The 15617-nt window shown below is 68.7% G+C and carries 11 protein-coding genes; 9 read left to right on the top strand and 2 right to left on the bottom strand.

The genetic code is table 11. The annotated features are described in order from the left end of the window. Positions 1-70: 70 nt before the first annotated feature. The 8 genes from mmsA (at position 71) to QWJ39_RS15710 (ending at position 9953) form a co-directional block, all read left to right on the top strand. Entirely contained in the window at positions 71-1627 is a 1557-nt protein-coding gene (gene mmsA / locus QWJ39_RS15745; RefSeq protein ID WP_290258832.1) for a multiple monosaccharide ABC transporter ATP-binding protein, read from the top strand. A gap of 43 nt (positions 1628-1670) precedes the next feature. Beyond that, on the top strand, positions 1671-2939 hold the full coding sequence (gene mmsB / locus QWJ39_RS15740; protein ID WP_290258831.1) for a multiple monosaccharide ABC transporter permease: 1269 nt from the start codon (positions 1671-1673) through the stop codon (positions 2937-2939). A 63-nt stretch (positions 2940-3002) separates the two neighbouring features. Then, positions 3003-4103, top strand: a complete 1101-nt coding sequence (locus QWJ39_RS15735) for a sugar-binding protein (RefSeq protein ID WP_290258830.1) — start codon at positions 3003-3005, stop codon at positions 4101-4103. A 254-nt stretch (positions 4104-4357) separates the two neighbouring features. Then, the gene (locus QWJ39_RS15730) at positions 4358-5434 is read left to right on the top strand and encodes a Gfo/Idh/MocA family oxidoreductase (protein WP_290258829.1); all 1077 of its coding nucleotides are present in this window, start codon (positions 4358-4360) and stop codon (positions 5432-5434) included. A gap of 143 nt (positions 5435-5577) precedes the next feature. Beyond that, complete coding sequence (locus QWJ39_RS15725) at positions 5578-6846, top strand: hypothetical protein (RefSeq protein ID WP_290258828.1); 1269 nt, start codon at positions 5578-5580, stop codon at positions 6844-6846. A gap of 536 nt (positions 6847-7382) precedes the next feature. Next, positions 7383-8675: a serine/threonine-protein kinase gene (locus tag QWJ39_RS15720; RefSeq protein WP_290258827.1), complete on the top strand. Its 1293-nt coding sequence runs from the start codon at positions 7383-7385 to the stop codon at positions 8673-8675. Beyond that, complete coding sequence (locus QWJ39_RS15715) at positions 8672-9208, top strand: mucin-associated surface protein (protein WP_290258826.1); 537 nt, start codon at positions 8672-8674, stop codon at positions 9206-9208. Before QWJ39_RS15720 ends, QWJ39_RS15715 begins: the two co-directional genes overlap by 4 nt. A 127-nt stretch (positions 9209-9335) precedes the next feature. After that, positions 9336-9953, top strand: a complete 618-nt coding sequence (locus QWJ39_RS15710; RefSeq protein WP_290258825.1) for an SRPBCC family protein — start codon at positions 9336-9338, stop codon at positions 9951-9953. Positions 9954-10049: 96 nt separating this feature from the next. Here the strand turns inward: QWJ39_RS15710 and QWJ39_RS15705 are convergent, their stop codons facing one another. Next, positions 10050-12269: an NADP-dependent isocitrate dehydrogenase gene (locus QWJ39_RS15705; protein WP_290258824.1), complete on the bottom strand. Its 2220-nt coding sequence runs from the start codon at positions 12267-12269 to the stop codon at positions 10050-10052. Positions 12270-12530: 261 nt separating this feature from the next. On the opposite strand from QWJ39_RS15705, the gene QWJ39_RS15700 reads away from it, so the two are divergent. Further along, positions 12531-13532: a hypothetical protein gene (locus tag QWJ39_RS15700; protein WP_290258823.1), complete on the top strand. Its 1002-nt coding sequence runs from the start codon at positions 12531-12533 to the stop codon at positions 13530-13532. 241 nt (positions 13533-13773) lie between these two features. Here QWJ39_RS15700 and purH read toward each other — a convergent pair whose 3' ends face one another. Further along, positions 13774-15459: a bifunctional phosphoribosylaminoimidazolecarboxamide formyltransferase/IMP cyclohydrolase gene (gene purH, locus QWJ39_RS15695; RefSeq protein WP_290258822.1), complete on the bottom strand. Its 1686-nt coding sequence runs from the start codon at positions 15457-15459 to the stop codon at positions 13774-13776. Between the last annotated feature and the right edge of the window lie 158 nt (positions 15460-15617).

The raw sequence follows: 15617 nt of genomic DNA, 5'->3' as shown, positions 1-15617 counted from the left end.
TTTTCCATCAGACGGCCCTGCGGTTTGCAGGGGCGGACAACGAAGTCATGCATTGGAGGCGTAAGGGCAGATGACGTCCCTCGACACGCACAGCGATCCCGTAATTCTCGAGATGCGCTCCATCACCAAAGAGTTCCCCGGCGTTAAAGCTTTGGCCGAGGTGAACCTGCGGGTGAAGGCCGGCGAAATCCACGCCATCTGCGGTGAAAACGGCGCCGGCAAATCCACACTGATGAAGGTCCTTTCGGGCGTTTACCCCCACGGCAGCTACACCGGCGACATCGTCTACCAGAACGAAGTCCAGGAGTTCAAGGACATCCGGGCCAGCGAGCACGCCGGCATCGTGATCATCCACCAGGAACTGGCGCTGATCCCCGAACTGTCCATCATGGAAAACATCTTCCTGGGCAACGAACCCACCAAGCGCGGCGTGATCGACTGGGCCGAGGCCCGGCTCCGCTCCACCGAACTGCTCGCCCGCGTGGGCCTGCGCGAGGACCCGGACACCCCGGTCAAGGAGATCGGCGTCGGCAAGCAGCAGCTGGTCGAGATCGCCAAGGCGCTGAACAAGAAGGTCAAGCTCCTCATCCTCGACGAGCCCACCGCAGCCCTGAACGAGTCCGACTCCCAGCACCTGCTGGACCTGATCCTGGGCCTCAAGGGCCGCGGCATCACCTCGATCATCATTTCCCACAAGCTCAACGAGATCGAGCAGATCGCGGACTCCATCACCATCATCCGCGACGGCAAATCGATCGAGACCCTCGATGTGAAGGCCGACGGCGTCGACGAGGACCGCATCATCAAGGGCATGGTGGGCCGGACCCTGGAGTCCCGCTTCCCGGACCACACCCCGAACATCGGCGAGACCTTCTTCGAGGTCAAGAACTGGACCGTGGGCCACCCGCAGATCCAGGACCGCCTGGTCTGCAAGAACTCCAGCTTCTACGTCCGCCGCGGCGAGATCGTCGGCTTCGCCGGCCTGATGGGCGCCGGCCGCACCGAACTGGCCCGCTCCCTCTTCGGCCGCTCCTACGGCCGCTTCATTTCCGGCCACGTCTACAAGGACGGCAAGGAAATCCAGCTCAAGACGGTCAAGGCGGCCATCAACGCCGGCCTCGGCTACGTCACGGAGGACCGCAAGTCTCTGGGCCTGAACCTCCTCGACGACATCAAGGCCACCACCGTCTCGGCGGCGCTGAAGAAGATCAGCAAGCACAACGTGGTCGACGCCGACCAGGAGTTCACGGTCGCGGAGCAGTACCGCAAGTCGCTGCGCACCAAGACCCCGTCGGTGGAAGAAGGCGTCGCGAAGCTCTCCGGCGGCAACCAGCAGAAGGTCGTCCTGGCCAAGTGGATGTTCACCGACCCGGACCTGCTGATCCTCGATGAGCCCACCCGCGGCATCGACGTCGGCGCCAAGTACGAGATCTACGGCATCATCCAGCAGCTGGCCAACCAGGGCAAGGGCGTGATCGTCATTTCCTCGGAACTGCCGGAACTGCTGGGCCTCTCCGACCGCATCTACACCATCTTCGAAGGCGCCATCACCGGCGTGCTGACCAAAGAGGAAGCCAGCCAGGAAAGCCTGATGAAGCTGATGACCTCCGCCCGCAAGACTGCCTGACCCCGGGCGATCCAGAACAATCCGGACTACAAGGACTGACACAATGAACGCGCTCAAGAAGCTCTTTGGCGGCAACACCCGCCAATTCGGCATGATCTTCGCCCTGGTTGCGCTGATCGTCTTCTTCCAGATTTTCACCGAGGGCCGCACGCTCACCCCGGGCAACGTCATCAACCTCTTCAATGGCAACTCCTACATCCTGATCCTCGCGATCGGCATGGTGCTGGTCATCATCGCCGGCCACATTGACCTCTCCGTCGGCTCCGTGGCCGCGTTCGTGGGTGTCAGCGTGGCCCTGATGATCCGCGACTGGGGCATCCCGTGGTACCTCGGCATCCTCTTCGGCCTGCTCCTGGGCGCGCTGATCGGCGCCTGGCAGGGCTTCTGGACCGCCTACGTCGGCATCCCGGCCTTCATCGTGACGCTTGCCGGCATGCTCCTGTTCCGCGGCTTCAACCAGTACGTCGGCAAGTCAAACACCATCCCGGTGCCCAACGACTTCCAGTACATCGGCTCCGGCTACCTGCCCGAGGTGGGCCCCAGCACCGGCTACAACAACCTGACCGTGCTGCTCGGCCTGCTCGGCGTCGCCTACGTCGTCTTCAGCGAACTGCGCGCCCGCCGCAAAGCCAAGTCCCTGGGCGCCGATGTGACCGAGAGCTGGGTGACCATCACCAAGCTGGTCCTGATCTGCGCGGCCATCCTCTACGCGACGTACCTCTTCGCCACCGGCCGCCCGGGCACCTCGTTCCCCATCCCCGGCCTGATCCTGGCCGTCCTGGTCCTGCTCTACGGCTTCATCTCCTCGAAGACGGTCATCGGCCGCCACGTCTACGCCGTCGGCGGCAACCGCCACGCGGCCGAACTCTCCGGCGTCCAGTCCAAGAAGGTCAACTTCCTGGTCATGATGAACATGTCCATCCTGGCCGGCCTGGCCGGCATGATCTTCGTCGGCCGCTCCACCGCCTCCGGCCCGTTCGACGGCGTCGGCTGGGAGCTGGACGCGATCGCGGCAGTCTTCATCGGCGGCGCGGCCGTGACCGGCGGCGTCGGCACCGTGATCGGCTCGATCGTCGGTGGCCTGGTGATGGCAGTCCTGAACAACGGCCTGCAGCTGCTCGGCGTCGGCGCCGACCTGACCCAGATCATCAAGGGCCTGGTCCTGCTGATCGCCGTCGCCTTCGACGTCTACAACAAGTCGCAGGGCAAGAAATCGATCATCGGCATGATGATGAAGAACTTCGGCCGCAGCAACGAGATCAAGGCCGACGAGACCACTTCCACCAAAGAGGTCATCGCCAAGGAATCCTGACCGGATCCCTTCCCAGTTACCACCGAGTCTCCACACACCACCAAAAAGAAAGTGAACCAAGCAATGCAAATGATTGGTAAAGCAGGAAAGGCAGCAGCAATCGCTGCTATTGCGGCACTGGCGCTGACAGCCTGCGGCCGTGCCGACAGCGGATCGTCCGGTTCCGCGAGCAGCGGCGGCGAGGCGTTCCCCAAGAACTCCCCGATCGGCGTCGCCCTCCCGCAGAAGACCAGTGAGAACTGGGTCCTGGCCGAGAAGCTGTTCAACGATGGCCTCAACGGTGCAGGCTTCAAGGCTGATGTTCAGTTCGCCAACGGTGGCGTTTCCGAGCAGCAGAACCAGATCAGCGCCATGGTCACCAAGGGTGACAAGGTCATCATCGTCGGTGCCATCGACGGTGCGCAGCTGGGTACCCAGCTGAAGCAGGCCAAGGACGCCGGCGCGACCATCATCGCGTACGACCGTCTGCTGCTGAACACCGAGAACGTCGACTACTACGTCGCCTACGACAACTTCAAGGTTGGCGTGCTGCAGGGCCAGGCCCTGCTGGACGGCATGAAGGCCAAGAAGCCGACGGGCCCGTACAACATCGAACTGTTCGCCGGTTCCCCGGATGACGCCAACGCGAAGGTCTTCTTCGACGGCGCCATGAGCGTGCTGAAGCCGAAGCTGGACGACGGCACCCTCAAGGTCGTTTCCGGCCAGACCTCCTTCGAGCAGGCCGTGACCCAGGGCTGGAAGGCTGAGAACGCCCAGCGTCGTGCCGACACCCTGCTCAGCGGCAGCTACGGCAGCGCCACCCTGGACGGCGTCCTGTCCCCGAACGACACGCTGGCCCGCGCGGTCCTGACCTCGGTCAAGGCCGCAGGCAAGCCGCTGCCGGTTATCACGGGTCAGGACTCCGAGGTTGAGTCCGTCAAGTCGATCATGGCCGGTGAGCAGTACTCCACCATCAACAAGGACACCCGCAAGCTCGTTGAGCACGCGATCACCATGGTCAAGGACATCCAGGCCGGCAAGAAGCCTGAGATCAACGACGACAAGTCCTACAACAACAAGGTCAAGACCGTTCCGGCCTTCCTGCTGGAGCCGGTCATCGTGACCAAGGAGAACGTCAAGACCGCTTACGTTGACGATCCGGTACTCGGACCGATCACCAAGTAGTCTTCCGCTTCACACTTCAGGGCCCCGGCTCCCCCGCAGTTTTCGCTGCGGGAGGGTCGGGGCCCTGCTGCGTCCGGGGGTGGCACCGGTTTTCGCGGCGGTTCCCGTTTTCCGCGGCGCTTCCGGACGGGCGCGGCCCGGGTCCGGGGTGCGGGTGTCCGGAACCGGCGCGCTTTTCCGGAACCGGCGCCGGGCCCGCGCGTCACGCACGGCACGCACGACGACGGCGGCGGCCCGGGTGAGAGGATGGCAGCATGAACGCCCCGATCGCCAGGCCCTGGCTCTTTGACCAACCCGACCAGGATCCCCGGACCGCCACCGGAGCCCGGTTGCGCTGGGGCGTCATCGCCACCGGCGGGATCGCGGCCACTGTCACCCGGGACCTGGAGCTGCTCGCGGACGCCCAGCTGTACGCGGTGTCCTCCCGCAGCCAGGCCGCCGCGGATGCCTTCGCCGCGGACTACGGTTTCGCCCGCGCCTACGGGGACCGGGACGGGGTTCCGGGCTACGAGCACCTGCTGGCCGACGACGCCGTCGACGTCGTCTACGTCGCCACCCCGCACGCCCAGCACCACGCTATCGCCAAGGCCGCCCTCATGGCCGGCAAGCACGTCCTCTGCGAGAAGGCCCTCACCGTCAATGCCCGCGAGGCGGCCGAGTTGGTCGACCTGGCCCGCGCCAACGGACTCTTCCTGATGGAGGCCATGTGGAGCCGGTTCCTGCCGGCGATACAAAGGGCCTTTGAAATCGCCGCGTCCGGCGAGATCGGCGAGGTCCAGTGGGTCGGCGCAGACCTGGGCTTCCCGGCCCCCTACTCCCCCACTTCACGGCTCTGGGCGCCGCGGGACGGCGGCGGCGCCCTGCTGGACATCACCATTTACCCGCTGCTCTGGGCGTTGGGCACGCTGGGCTTCCCGCAGACGGTCACCGCCACCGGCTTCGTCAACGACGACGGCGTCGACGCCCAGAACGCCCTGACGCTCGGCTACCACCACGGGGCGCAGGCACAGCTGACCTCCTCACTCCTGGCGCACGGGCCGCGCACCGCCACGGTCGCCGGGAACAAAGGGTTCCTGCAAAGCCTGGGATCCATCAACAACCCCCGGGAGCTGCTGGTCCGGGTGGGCTTCGACGACCCGCGGACGGAACAGTTCACCACGGTGGGCCGCGGCTATAGCTACGAGCTGCGCGAGGTCACCCGCTGCATCCAGCAGGGGCTGACCGAGAGCCCCGTGATGCCGCTGCAGGACTCCCTCGACACCATGCGATTGTTCGACGGCGTCCGCGCCCAGCTGGGGGTCAGCTACCCCAACGACGTGCAGGTCCGCTGACGCCGGACCCTGGCCGACGCCGGCCCGCGGAGCAGGAACCCGGAATCCGGGACTAATAGTGTCCTCCCGCTCTGGACGCGCTACTACCCCTGGATCTACGCTATAGGCCAATCATCGAGCCTTTCCGGGGAGGGGTGTTGCGCATGCGTGAAGCGGCGGGCCCTTCCTCCCTGCGCCTCCGGCTCCGGCGGCTGCTCCTGGCGCTGCTGGCAGTCTGTGCCTGGCTGACGCTGAGCGCCGCCGCTGCCAGCGCAGACGAACCGGCCGCCATCACCGCCGGCCACTTGGAAACCTCGCTGGGCACCATGATCCAACTGCCCATGACCGACGAGGCTCTAGAGGCCGCCGCTACACCCGCCCCGGATCCGACGCCGACGGCCACGGCTCCCGCCACCCAGGCAACGCCGGTGTCTCCGGCACCCGCGCCCACCGAATCGGCCCCTCCGGTCAGCAACCCCCAGCCGGACCCGGCCCCCGCTCCCGTCACCGCCCCGGAGCCGACCGTACAAGATCCACCAGTGCAGGAACCTGCTCCGGCTCCCGATCCCACTCCCGCCGTCCCGGCACCCGTGCAGCCCGCAGACCCCGTCGTCGTGCCCGTTCCCGTGGTCACACCCCCGGTTCCGGTGCCGCCCGTGGCCACCCCGGCGCCGACTCCCACGCCCGCCCCGGCCCCCACCACCCCGGCGCCGACACCCTCAGCCACGGCTCCGGCTCCTGCTCCCACGCCGGTGGTCACCGTTCCCGTGGTAGGTGTCCCGGCGCCGCCCGTTCCGGTGTTGCCCGTCATCGACCCCCTGGCCGGATCCACAGGCACCACCCCTGCCACCCAGTCACCCGCGCAGTCGGCCCCGGCAGCCTCTCCCCAGGCCGCCGAGGCCGCATCGCCGGCCCGGCCCTCCGTCTCCGGCCAGCCCACCGGCCCCGCCAGCCCGGCCCCCGCGGTAACTGTCGCCGCCGTCGACCCGACGCTCTCCTGCAGTCCGGCCCCCGTGGTCGCGCGCCCGAACGTCGGCAGCATCACCAGTTACGCTGCCACACACCCGTCGTTTACCCCGGCACTGGTCCTGCCTGAGCCGAATCTGCCCGCGCCCGCGCCCGGCACCGCGCCGGCAGGGTCGGCGGGCACCGCCGCGCCCGCAGGAGACAGCGCCCCCGCCGCGCCCGCCGGCAACACCGACCTGCCGCACCCCTGGGGCGGGGGAACCGGCTTCCCGGCTCCCACCGCGCTCCCACCCGCCCCCGGCTCGGGGTCCGGCGGCGGCCCCACCGCCGGCAGCGCGGCCGGAACCGCCGCCTGGCTGCCTGATGCCTTCCTCGTCGTACCGCCGCAGGGCTTCGAGCCCATCAGCGGCCCGCTCCAGCACGCCTACCGCGCCGTCACCGCGGATCCCGGCTCTTCTCCCGACTAGCTGGACCGTCCTCTGCAGCATCGCTGTGCAGAGAACCGTCCCGCGGGCCGCCCCCTTGCGCCCGCCACCAGCTCGTCAGGAGAAGTTTCCATGTGCCCCACCCCCCGCCGGACCCTGGCACCCATTTCCCGCTTCACCCAGCATCCCGCCGTCGCGCCACGCCGCCAGCAGGTCCCGCGCCGCCGCAGCCGCGTCCTCCCGGCCACTGCGGAACGCCCGCCGTGACACCGGCCGCCCCGCGCAGGTTCTCGTGAGCGCCGGGGCGTGGTCGTTGGGTCCGCTGGGGGATCCAACGGCCCCGCAGGCCCCGGCGGAACCCTTCAATCCCGTGCCAGCAAGGCGCCGTCGCCGCACAGCTCAGTCGTCCGCGGCGTTGCCCCTGTCAGAAAGGTCCAGACCAGGAACGAGCGCACAGCACCAGTCATGTACCAGCACCACCATGGGGGCCATTCCGTCCCCGCGCCGGACCGCGATACCCATACCCGTATCATTTCCTTAGGACGCCACCGCGGCGTCGGAAGCAACAGGGGGTACCCGTGGACACGTCGCCCAACGAGGTCACGGCCGAGATTCTCAGCGGCCGCTACCGACTGGGAGAGGTCATCGGCCGGGGCGGAATGGCCTCGGTCTACACCGCCAGGGACGAGAATCTGGGCCGCGACGTGGCGCTGAAGCTCTTCGCACCCCAGGCCTCCGACGCCGACGAACTCCGCCGGCAGCAGGCCGAAATCGAGCTCCTGGCCACCCTCAACCACCCCAGCCTGGTCACCCTCTTCGACGCCGGCACCGACACCCGCGTCCCGGGCGAGCCCCGGCCGTTCCTGACCATGGAATTGGTTGACGGACAGGACCTCCGCACCCGCATCCGGCACAGCCCGCTCTCCCTGGACGAGGTGGCCGTGATCGGCGCCGGCCTGGCCGACGCCCTCGCCTACGTCCACTCCCTCGGCATCATCCACCGGGACCTCAAACCCGCCAACGTCCTGCTGGTCCGGACCCGGCCGGGCGAGCCGCTCCGCCCCAAGCTGACCGACTTCGGCATCGCCCGGATCGCCGACGGGACCCGCCTCACCGCCACCGGGACGATGGTGGGCACCGCCGCCTACCTCAGCCCCGAACAGGCCCGCGGTGCGGACATGGGCCCGGCGAGCGACATCTACTCCCTGGGCCTGGTGCTTCTGGAGTGCATCAAGGGCACCGTGGAATACCCGGGAAGCGCCGTTGAATCGGCGGTGGCCAGGCTGCACCGGGCCCCCGCCATCCCCGACGATATGCCCGCCGCCTGGGCCGGTCTGATCCGGGCAATGACGGCACTGGACCCGCTGGAGCGCCCGGCCGCCGCCGACCTCGAGCCGTCCCTGCGCCAGGCCTTGGTCTCGCCGGATCACTTGCCCGGCCCGCTGGCCGAGCAGCAGACCCGCGTGCTGCCCGCGCCCCCTGCCCGGCCGCCCAGGTCGGCGAGGGGTCCGGCCCGGGGCTGGTCGCGGAATGCGGCCAAGGGAGCGGCCGCGGGTTCAGACGCAGCCTCGACGGCGCGGACTACGACGCCGGGCACCGCCGCGCTGCCGTCCATCCCGTCGACGGCCGCACTGCCCACCTCCCGGCCGGGTCTCTCAGCAGTGGCGGGCCGGGGCGCCGCCCGGCGGCCGCTGGGCCGGCGGGCCAAGCTCCTGCTGGGCCTCGCCGTCGTCGTGCTGCTCGCGGTTGCCGCCGCCGTGGTGCTCTCCCTGACCGCGGCGCCCGCCGCACCGCCGCCGGTCCCGTACCCGGCCGTGACGGGCGACATCGGTGAGCACCTGAAACAGCTGCAGGAAAGCGTGAACCCATGACCGGACTGTCTTTCACTGGCGCGCGCCGCGTGAACCGCCGTGTCGCCGGCGCCGCGTTGGCCCTGATCGTCGGGGCAGGCGCGCTGGCGGGCTGCGCCTCCGTCTCCCCCGACCTGGACGCCGCCGCAGCCGGCCAGCTGCAGTCGCGCGTCCTCGCCGTCACCCAGGCCGCGGCCGCCGAGGATTCCCCGGGCGCCCTAAAACAGCTGGATGAACTGACCACCGCCTTGGACACCGCCGCCGCGGACGGCAAGGTCTCCTTCAAGCGGCACCAGAGCATCAAATCCTCCATCGACGCCGTCCGGAACGACCTGAACGCCCGGATCGCCCAGCAGCAGGCCGCCAAGGATGCAGCCGCCAAGGCCGCGGAAGAGGAGAAGGCCGCGCAGGCCGCCCGCGACGCGGCGGCCAAGGCGGCCGCGGACCAAGCCGCCGCAGACCAGGCCGCCGCCCAGCAGGCACAGCAACAGGCTGCCCAGCAGGCACAGCAGCAGGGACCCGGCAAGGCCAAGGGCGGCAAGAAGGGCGGCTAGGCCGCCGGACTTCGCCGACGCCGCACCGGCCTGCGTGCCCGGACTTTGCCGGATGCCCCGTTGCGGATAGCTTGTGAGTCAGGCCGCAGAGAGCCGGGTTTTATCCGACCAGAGGAGTACAGAGCGCATGGCAACAGTGCAGGAATCCATCGACGTCAACGTCCCCGTCAGGCAGGCCTACAACCAGTGGACCCAGTTCGAGGATTTTCCCCAGTTCATGACGGGCGTCGACAGCATCCGGCAGCTCGATGACACCACCGTCCACTTTGAGACCAGCATCCGAGGCGTCCAGCGCGCCTACGATGCCCGGATCACGGCGCAGGAACCGGACCGGCTGGTGGCGTGGGAAAGCATCGACGCCCCGCGGAACGCCGGCACGGTGCGCTTCACCGAGCTCACGCCGGGCTCCGTGCGGGTCGACGTGGAACTCAGCTGGGAGCCCGAGGGTGCGGCGGAGAAGCTTGGCGCCGCAGCGGGACTGGACTCCCGGCAGGTGGCCGCGGATCTGGAGCGGTTCAAGAGGTTCATCGAGGACCGCGACTTCGAGACCGGCGCCTGGCGCGAACGGGTCAACAACGGGGAGGTCGACTCCGGGCTGACGCCGGTGACGGACCCCGACTACGACGTGATCGGCACGGGCGCCCCGCAGAACACGGACCCGGACCTGGCCACGGAGCCGGCGACAGGACCCGCCGCGGACGCTGACGACGCCACCGCCGCGGGCGGCCGCCGCGCCGACGACTAGCGGCGGACGACCAGCAGCGGGCGCGAATACAACAGCTTAAACGCCGACGGCGCACCGGATACCCGGTGCGCCGTCGGCGTTTATCGCCTCAGGTGCCTAGCCCAGCAGGGACAGGGCCTTGCTGAAGGTGGCGGAGGGACGCATCACGGCAGAGGCCTTGGCCTCGTCCGGGCGGTAGTAGCCGCCGAGGTCCACCGGGGAACCCTGGACGGCCAGCAGCTCGCCGAGAATGGCTTCCTCGTCGGTGCTGAGGGTCTTGGAGACCTCGGCGAAGGCCTGGGCGAGTTCGGCGTCGTCGCTCTGGCGTGCCAGCTCGTCGGCCCAGAACTTAGCCAGGTAGAAGTGGCTGCCGCGGTTGTCCAGCTCGCCGGCCTTGCGCTTCGGGGACTTGTCCTCGAGCAGGAAGGTGCCGGTGGCGCGGTCCAGGGTGTCCGCGAGGATCTGGGCGCGGGCGTTGCCGGTGGTGGTGGCCAGGTGCTCGAAGCTCACGGCCAGGGCCAGGAATTCGCCCAGGCTGTCCCAGCGCAGGTGGTTTTCCTTGAGCAGCTGCTGGACGTGCTTCGGGGCGGAGCCGCCGGCGCCGGTCTCGAACAGGCCGCCGCCGTTGATCAGCGGAACGATCGAGAGCATCTTGGCGCTGGTGCCCAGTTCGAGGATCGGGAACAGGTCCGTGAGGTAGTCACGGAGCACGTTGCCGGTGACGGAGATGGTGTCCTCGCCCTTGCGGATGCGCTCCAGGGTGAAGGCGGTGGCCTCCTCCGGGGACATGATCTCGATCTGGAGGCCCTCGGTGTCGTGGTCCTTGAGGTATTCCTCGACCTTGGCGATCATCCGGGCGTCGTGCGCGCGGGTCTTGTCCAGCCAGAACACGGCCGGGGTCGCGGAGGCGCGGGCGCGGGTGACGGCCAGCTTGACCCAGTCGCGGATCGGCACGTCCTTGGTCTGGCAGGCGCGCCAGATGTCGCCCGGGGAGACCTGGTGTTCGATCAGGACGGTGCCCTCGTCGTCGACCACCTGGACGGTGCCGGAGGCGGTGATCTCGAAGGTCTTGTCGTGGCTGCCGTATTCCTCGGCGGCCTGGGCCATCAGGCCGACGTTCGGGACGGTGCCCATGGTGGTGGGGTCGAAGGCGCCGTGGGCGCGGCAGTCATCGATGACCACCTGGTAGATGCCGGCGTAGCTGCTGTCCGGCAGGACGGCGAGGGTGTCCGCCTCCTGGCCGTCGCGGCCCCACATGTGGCCGGAGCTGCGGATCATGGCCGGCATGGAGGCGTCCACGATCACGTCGGAGGGGACGTGCAGGTTGGTGATGCCCTTGTCCGAGTCGACCATGGCCAGCTCGGGGCCCTCGTTGAGGCCCTTGGTGATGGCGGCCTCGACGTCGCCGCGGATCTCCTCGGGGAGGTCCTCCAGGCCGTTGAGGATGGAGGCCAAGCCGTTGTTGGGGCTGAGGCCGGCGGCGGCGATCTGCTCGCCGTAGGTGGCGAAGAGGTCGGCGAAGTAGGCCTTGACCACGTGGCCGAAGATGATCGGGTCGGAGACCTTCATCATGGTGGCCTTGAGGTGGGCGGAGAAAAGGACGCCCTCTTCCTTGGCGCGGGCCACCTGGGCCTTGAGGAACTCGTCCAGGGCGGCGGCGCGCATCACGGTGCCGTCGATGACCTCGCCGGCCAGGACCGGGAAGGCACGCTTGAGGACCTTGACGGTGCCGTCTTCCTTGACCAGCTGGATCTTGAGGTTTGTGTCGGCCGGGATCACCACGGACTTCTCGTTGGAGCGGAAGTCGTCGGCCTCCATGTGGGCCACGTTGGTCTTGGACTCCGGGGTCCAGGCACCCATGCTGTGCGGGTTCTGGCGCGCGTAGTTCTTCACCGACAGCGGCGCGCGGCGGTCCGAGTTGCCCTCGCGCAGCACCGGGTTCACGGCGGAGCCCTTGATCTTGTCGTACCGGGAGCGGATGTCCGTCTCCTCGTCCGAGGCCGGGTTGTCCGGGTAGTCCGGGAGGGCGTAGCCCTGGCCCTGGAGCTCGGCGATGGCGGCCTTCAGCTGCGGCACGGAGGCGCTGATATTCGGCAGCTTGATGATGTTGGCTTCAGGCTTCTTGGCGAGTTCGCCGAGTTCGGCGAGCGCGTCGCCGATGCGCTGGTCCTCGGTGAGGTAGTCGCCGAAGACGGCGATGATGCGGCCGGCAAGCGAAATGTCGCGGGTCTCTACCTCCACACCGGCCGTCGAGGCGTAGGCCTCAATGATCGGCAAGAACGAATAGGTAGCCAGCATCGGCGCTTCGTCGGTGTGGGTATAGATAATCTTGGCCATGCTTGGGCGTCTCCCTGAAAGTCTGCGGAAATCTTTGTTATCTCAACGGCTCTAACTTACCCGAGGTGGCGGCCTCGGCGCTTGTTCGGGACGGCCGGCGGCAGTCAGGTGAAGCGGGCACGACGGCGGGTAGCCGCCGAAAAGCGATATGACAAGTTTTGACAAGATGCTTTACAGGTTCGTCATAGTGCCGTAGGTTCGATGCCATCACCGCGGCCCGTCCCCGAGGGCCGCACCGCACCCGCACGCAAAAGGATCCCCATGCGCACACGCAAATCCCTGGGCACCAGCCTGCTCAGCCTCTCCGCCGCAGCCCTGCTCGCCGTCGTCGCCGCCGGCAGCGCCACCGCCTCTCCCGGCGGTGCCGTACGCGCGCCCTCGGGCACTCCGGACGTGGCCAGCCACACCGTGACCGAGGCCGCCGCCGCGGACTACTGGACGCCCGAACGGATGCGCAACGCGATCCCCGGCGACGTGCTGGCCACTAAGGCCGTGAACCGCGGTGCCGCGAAGGCCGATGCGGGCAAGCCCGTTGAGGTGGGTGCGCCGGCGAAGGTGGAGGGAACCACCCCGACGCTGCAGTCCAAGCAGGTCCAGACCAAGGCCAACGCCAGCGAGAACCCCGTCCCGCACATCGGCAAGGTCTTCTTCACCCTGGCCGGCGCCAACTACGTCTGCTCCGGCAACTCGGTGACCTCGGCGAACAAGAGCACGGTGTCCACCGCCGGACACTGCGTCAACGAGGGCCCGGGCGCCTTCGCCACCAACTTCACCTTCGTCCCGGCCTACCTCAACGGCTCGGCACCCTACGGGAAGTGGACGGCCAAGGCCCTCTACACCCCCACCCAGTGGAGCTCCGGCGGCGACATGACCTACGACACCGGCTTCGCCGTGATGAACACCCTCAACGGGAAGACCCTCTCCGACGTGGTCGGCGCCTCCGGTGTGCAGTTCAACGCCGCCCGCGGCCTGAGCTACAAGTCCTTCGGCTACCCGGCCGCCGCCCCGTTCAACGGCGAATCGCTCAAGAGCTGCAGCGGCACCGCCAAGAACGATCCCTACAACCCGCAGTTCAACACCCAGGGCATCCCGTGCAACATGACCGGCGGCTCCTCCGGCGGCCCGTGGTTCATCGGCACCAGCTCCTCCGGCTACCAGAACTCGATCAACAGCTACGGCTACGGCAGCAACTCCACCACCATGTACGGCCCGTACTGGGGCTCGGTCATCCAGCAGGCTTACAGCACCGCCGCCGCGTCCTAAGCACCAGTTCCCCGGCTATCCGCGCCCAAGGGAAAGGAAAAGACAGGGCAACGCGGGGTTCCACCGCCGGCCATCCCCCTCGACAGGCCGGCACCGGGACCCCGCGTTCCCGCGCCCGCCGCCGTACGCGGACAAAACAAACAGCTGCCGTGCCCGTCCCGTCGGGGCAGGGCACGGCAGCTGTTCTTATGCCGGGTCTTATCCAGGGTCCAGAGCCGCCCCGTCTCTCGGGCGGAGGTTCCTAGTGGAAGAAGTGGCGGGCGCCGGTGAAGTACATCGTGATGCCGGCGGCGTTGGCCGCGGCGATGACTTCCTCGTCCCGGACCGAGCCCCCGGGCTGGACGACGGCGCGGACGCCGGCGTCGATCAGGATCTGCAGTCCGTCGGCGAACGGGAAGAACGCGTCCGACGCCGCGACGGCGCCGCGGGCCCGCTCCGGGGCGTTGGTGGCATCGGCATTGGAGGCCCCGCCGGCGCCGTCGACATCCGACTCCACGGAGACGCCCAGGGTGTTGGCCCGTTCGACGGCGAGGCGGCAGGAGTCGAGCCGGTTGACCTGACCCATGCCGATGCCCACGGCGGCGCCGTCGGCGGCCAGCAGGATGGCGTTGGACTTGGCCGCGCGGCACGCGGTCCACGCAAAGGCGAGGTCGGCGAGGGTCCTCTCGTCGGCGGCCTCACCGGCGGCGAGGGTCCAGTTGGCGGGGTTGTCACCGTCGGCGTCGACCTTGTCCGTGGCCTGGACCAGCATGCCGCCGGAGACCTGGCGGAACTCGGTCGGGTAGCGGCCGTAGCCCTCGGGCAGGGTCAGCAGGCGGATGTTCTTCTTCTTGGAGAGGATTTCCACCGCCTCATCCTCGAAGCCCGGGGCGATGACAACCTCGGTGAAGATGCCGGCCACGGTCCGGGCCATGCCCGCGGTGACGGTGCGGTTGGCCGCGATCACGCCGCCGAACGCGGAGACGGGGTCGCAGGCGTGGGCCTTGGCGTGCGCGTCGGCGATGGGGTCCGCGGCGTCGGCGGAGCCCACGGCCACGCCGCACGGGTTGGCGTGCTTGATGACCGCGACGGCGGGCTGGTCGAAGTCGAACGCGGCGCGCAGGGCGGCGTCGGCGTCGACGAAGTTGTTGTAGCTCATGGCCTTGCCGTGCAGCTGGTCGGCCTGCGCGATGCCGGCCGGGGCGGCCTTGTCCACGTAGAGGGCGGCCTGCTGGTGCGGGTTCTCGCCGTAGCGCAGCACCTCGGAGCGTTCCAGCGCCAGGCCGGCGTACGCGGGCCAGTCGATGACGCCGTCGCCGTCCTCGTCCAGGAACTGGCTGGCGGTCCAGGTGGCGACGGCGGTGTCGTACGCCGCGGTGTGCGCGAAGGCCTTGGCGGCCAGCCGGCGGCGGGTCTTCAGGTCGAAGCCGCCGGCGGCGGCGGCTTCGACGACGGAACCGTAGGCGGCCGGGTCAACCACGATCGTGACGGCGGCGTGGTTCTTCGCGGCCGAGCGCACCATGGCAGGGCCTCCGATGTCGATCTGCTCGACGACGTCGTCCTGCGCGGCACCGGACTTCACGGTCTCCACGAACGGGTAGAGGTTCACGACGACGAGGTCGAAGGGCTCGATGGCCATGTCCTCGAGGGTCTTCATGTGGGCGGGAACGCGGCGGTCGGCGAGGATGCCGCCGTGGACGCGCGGGTGCAGCGTCTTGACGCGGCCGTCCAGCATTTCCGGGGAGCCGGTGACTTCTTCGACTTCCTGCACGGGAATCCCGGCAGCCGCGATCTTCTTGGCGGTGGAGCCGGTGGAGACGATCCGGACGCCGGCGTTGTGCAGGCCCTGGGCGAGCTCCTCCAGGCCGGTCTTGTCGTAGACCGAGATGAGGGCCCGGCGAATGGGGACACGGTCGATGGACACACGCTCATGCTGCGTAAAGCTCACAAAAGTCTCCGTCTTATATCGCGGCGCGGCCGCGGCGGGTGGGGATGCGGCCAGTTTATCGCGTCGCCCCGGACTTCCCCTTCCCGGAGCCGCCGTCCGGGCCGAGTGTGAAGCGGCCCCGCGTGCCGGGGACGGCGACCTCCCCGGCCGTCGGTCCG

The organism is Arthrobacter sp. YD4, assembly GCF_030410515.1.
GTDB lineage: Bacteria > Actinomycetota > Actinomycetes > Actinomycetales > Micrococcaceae > Arthrobacter.
This window is presented reverse-complemented; position numbering and strand designations above follow the sequence as displayed.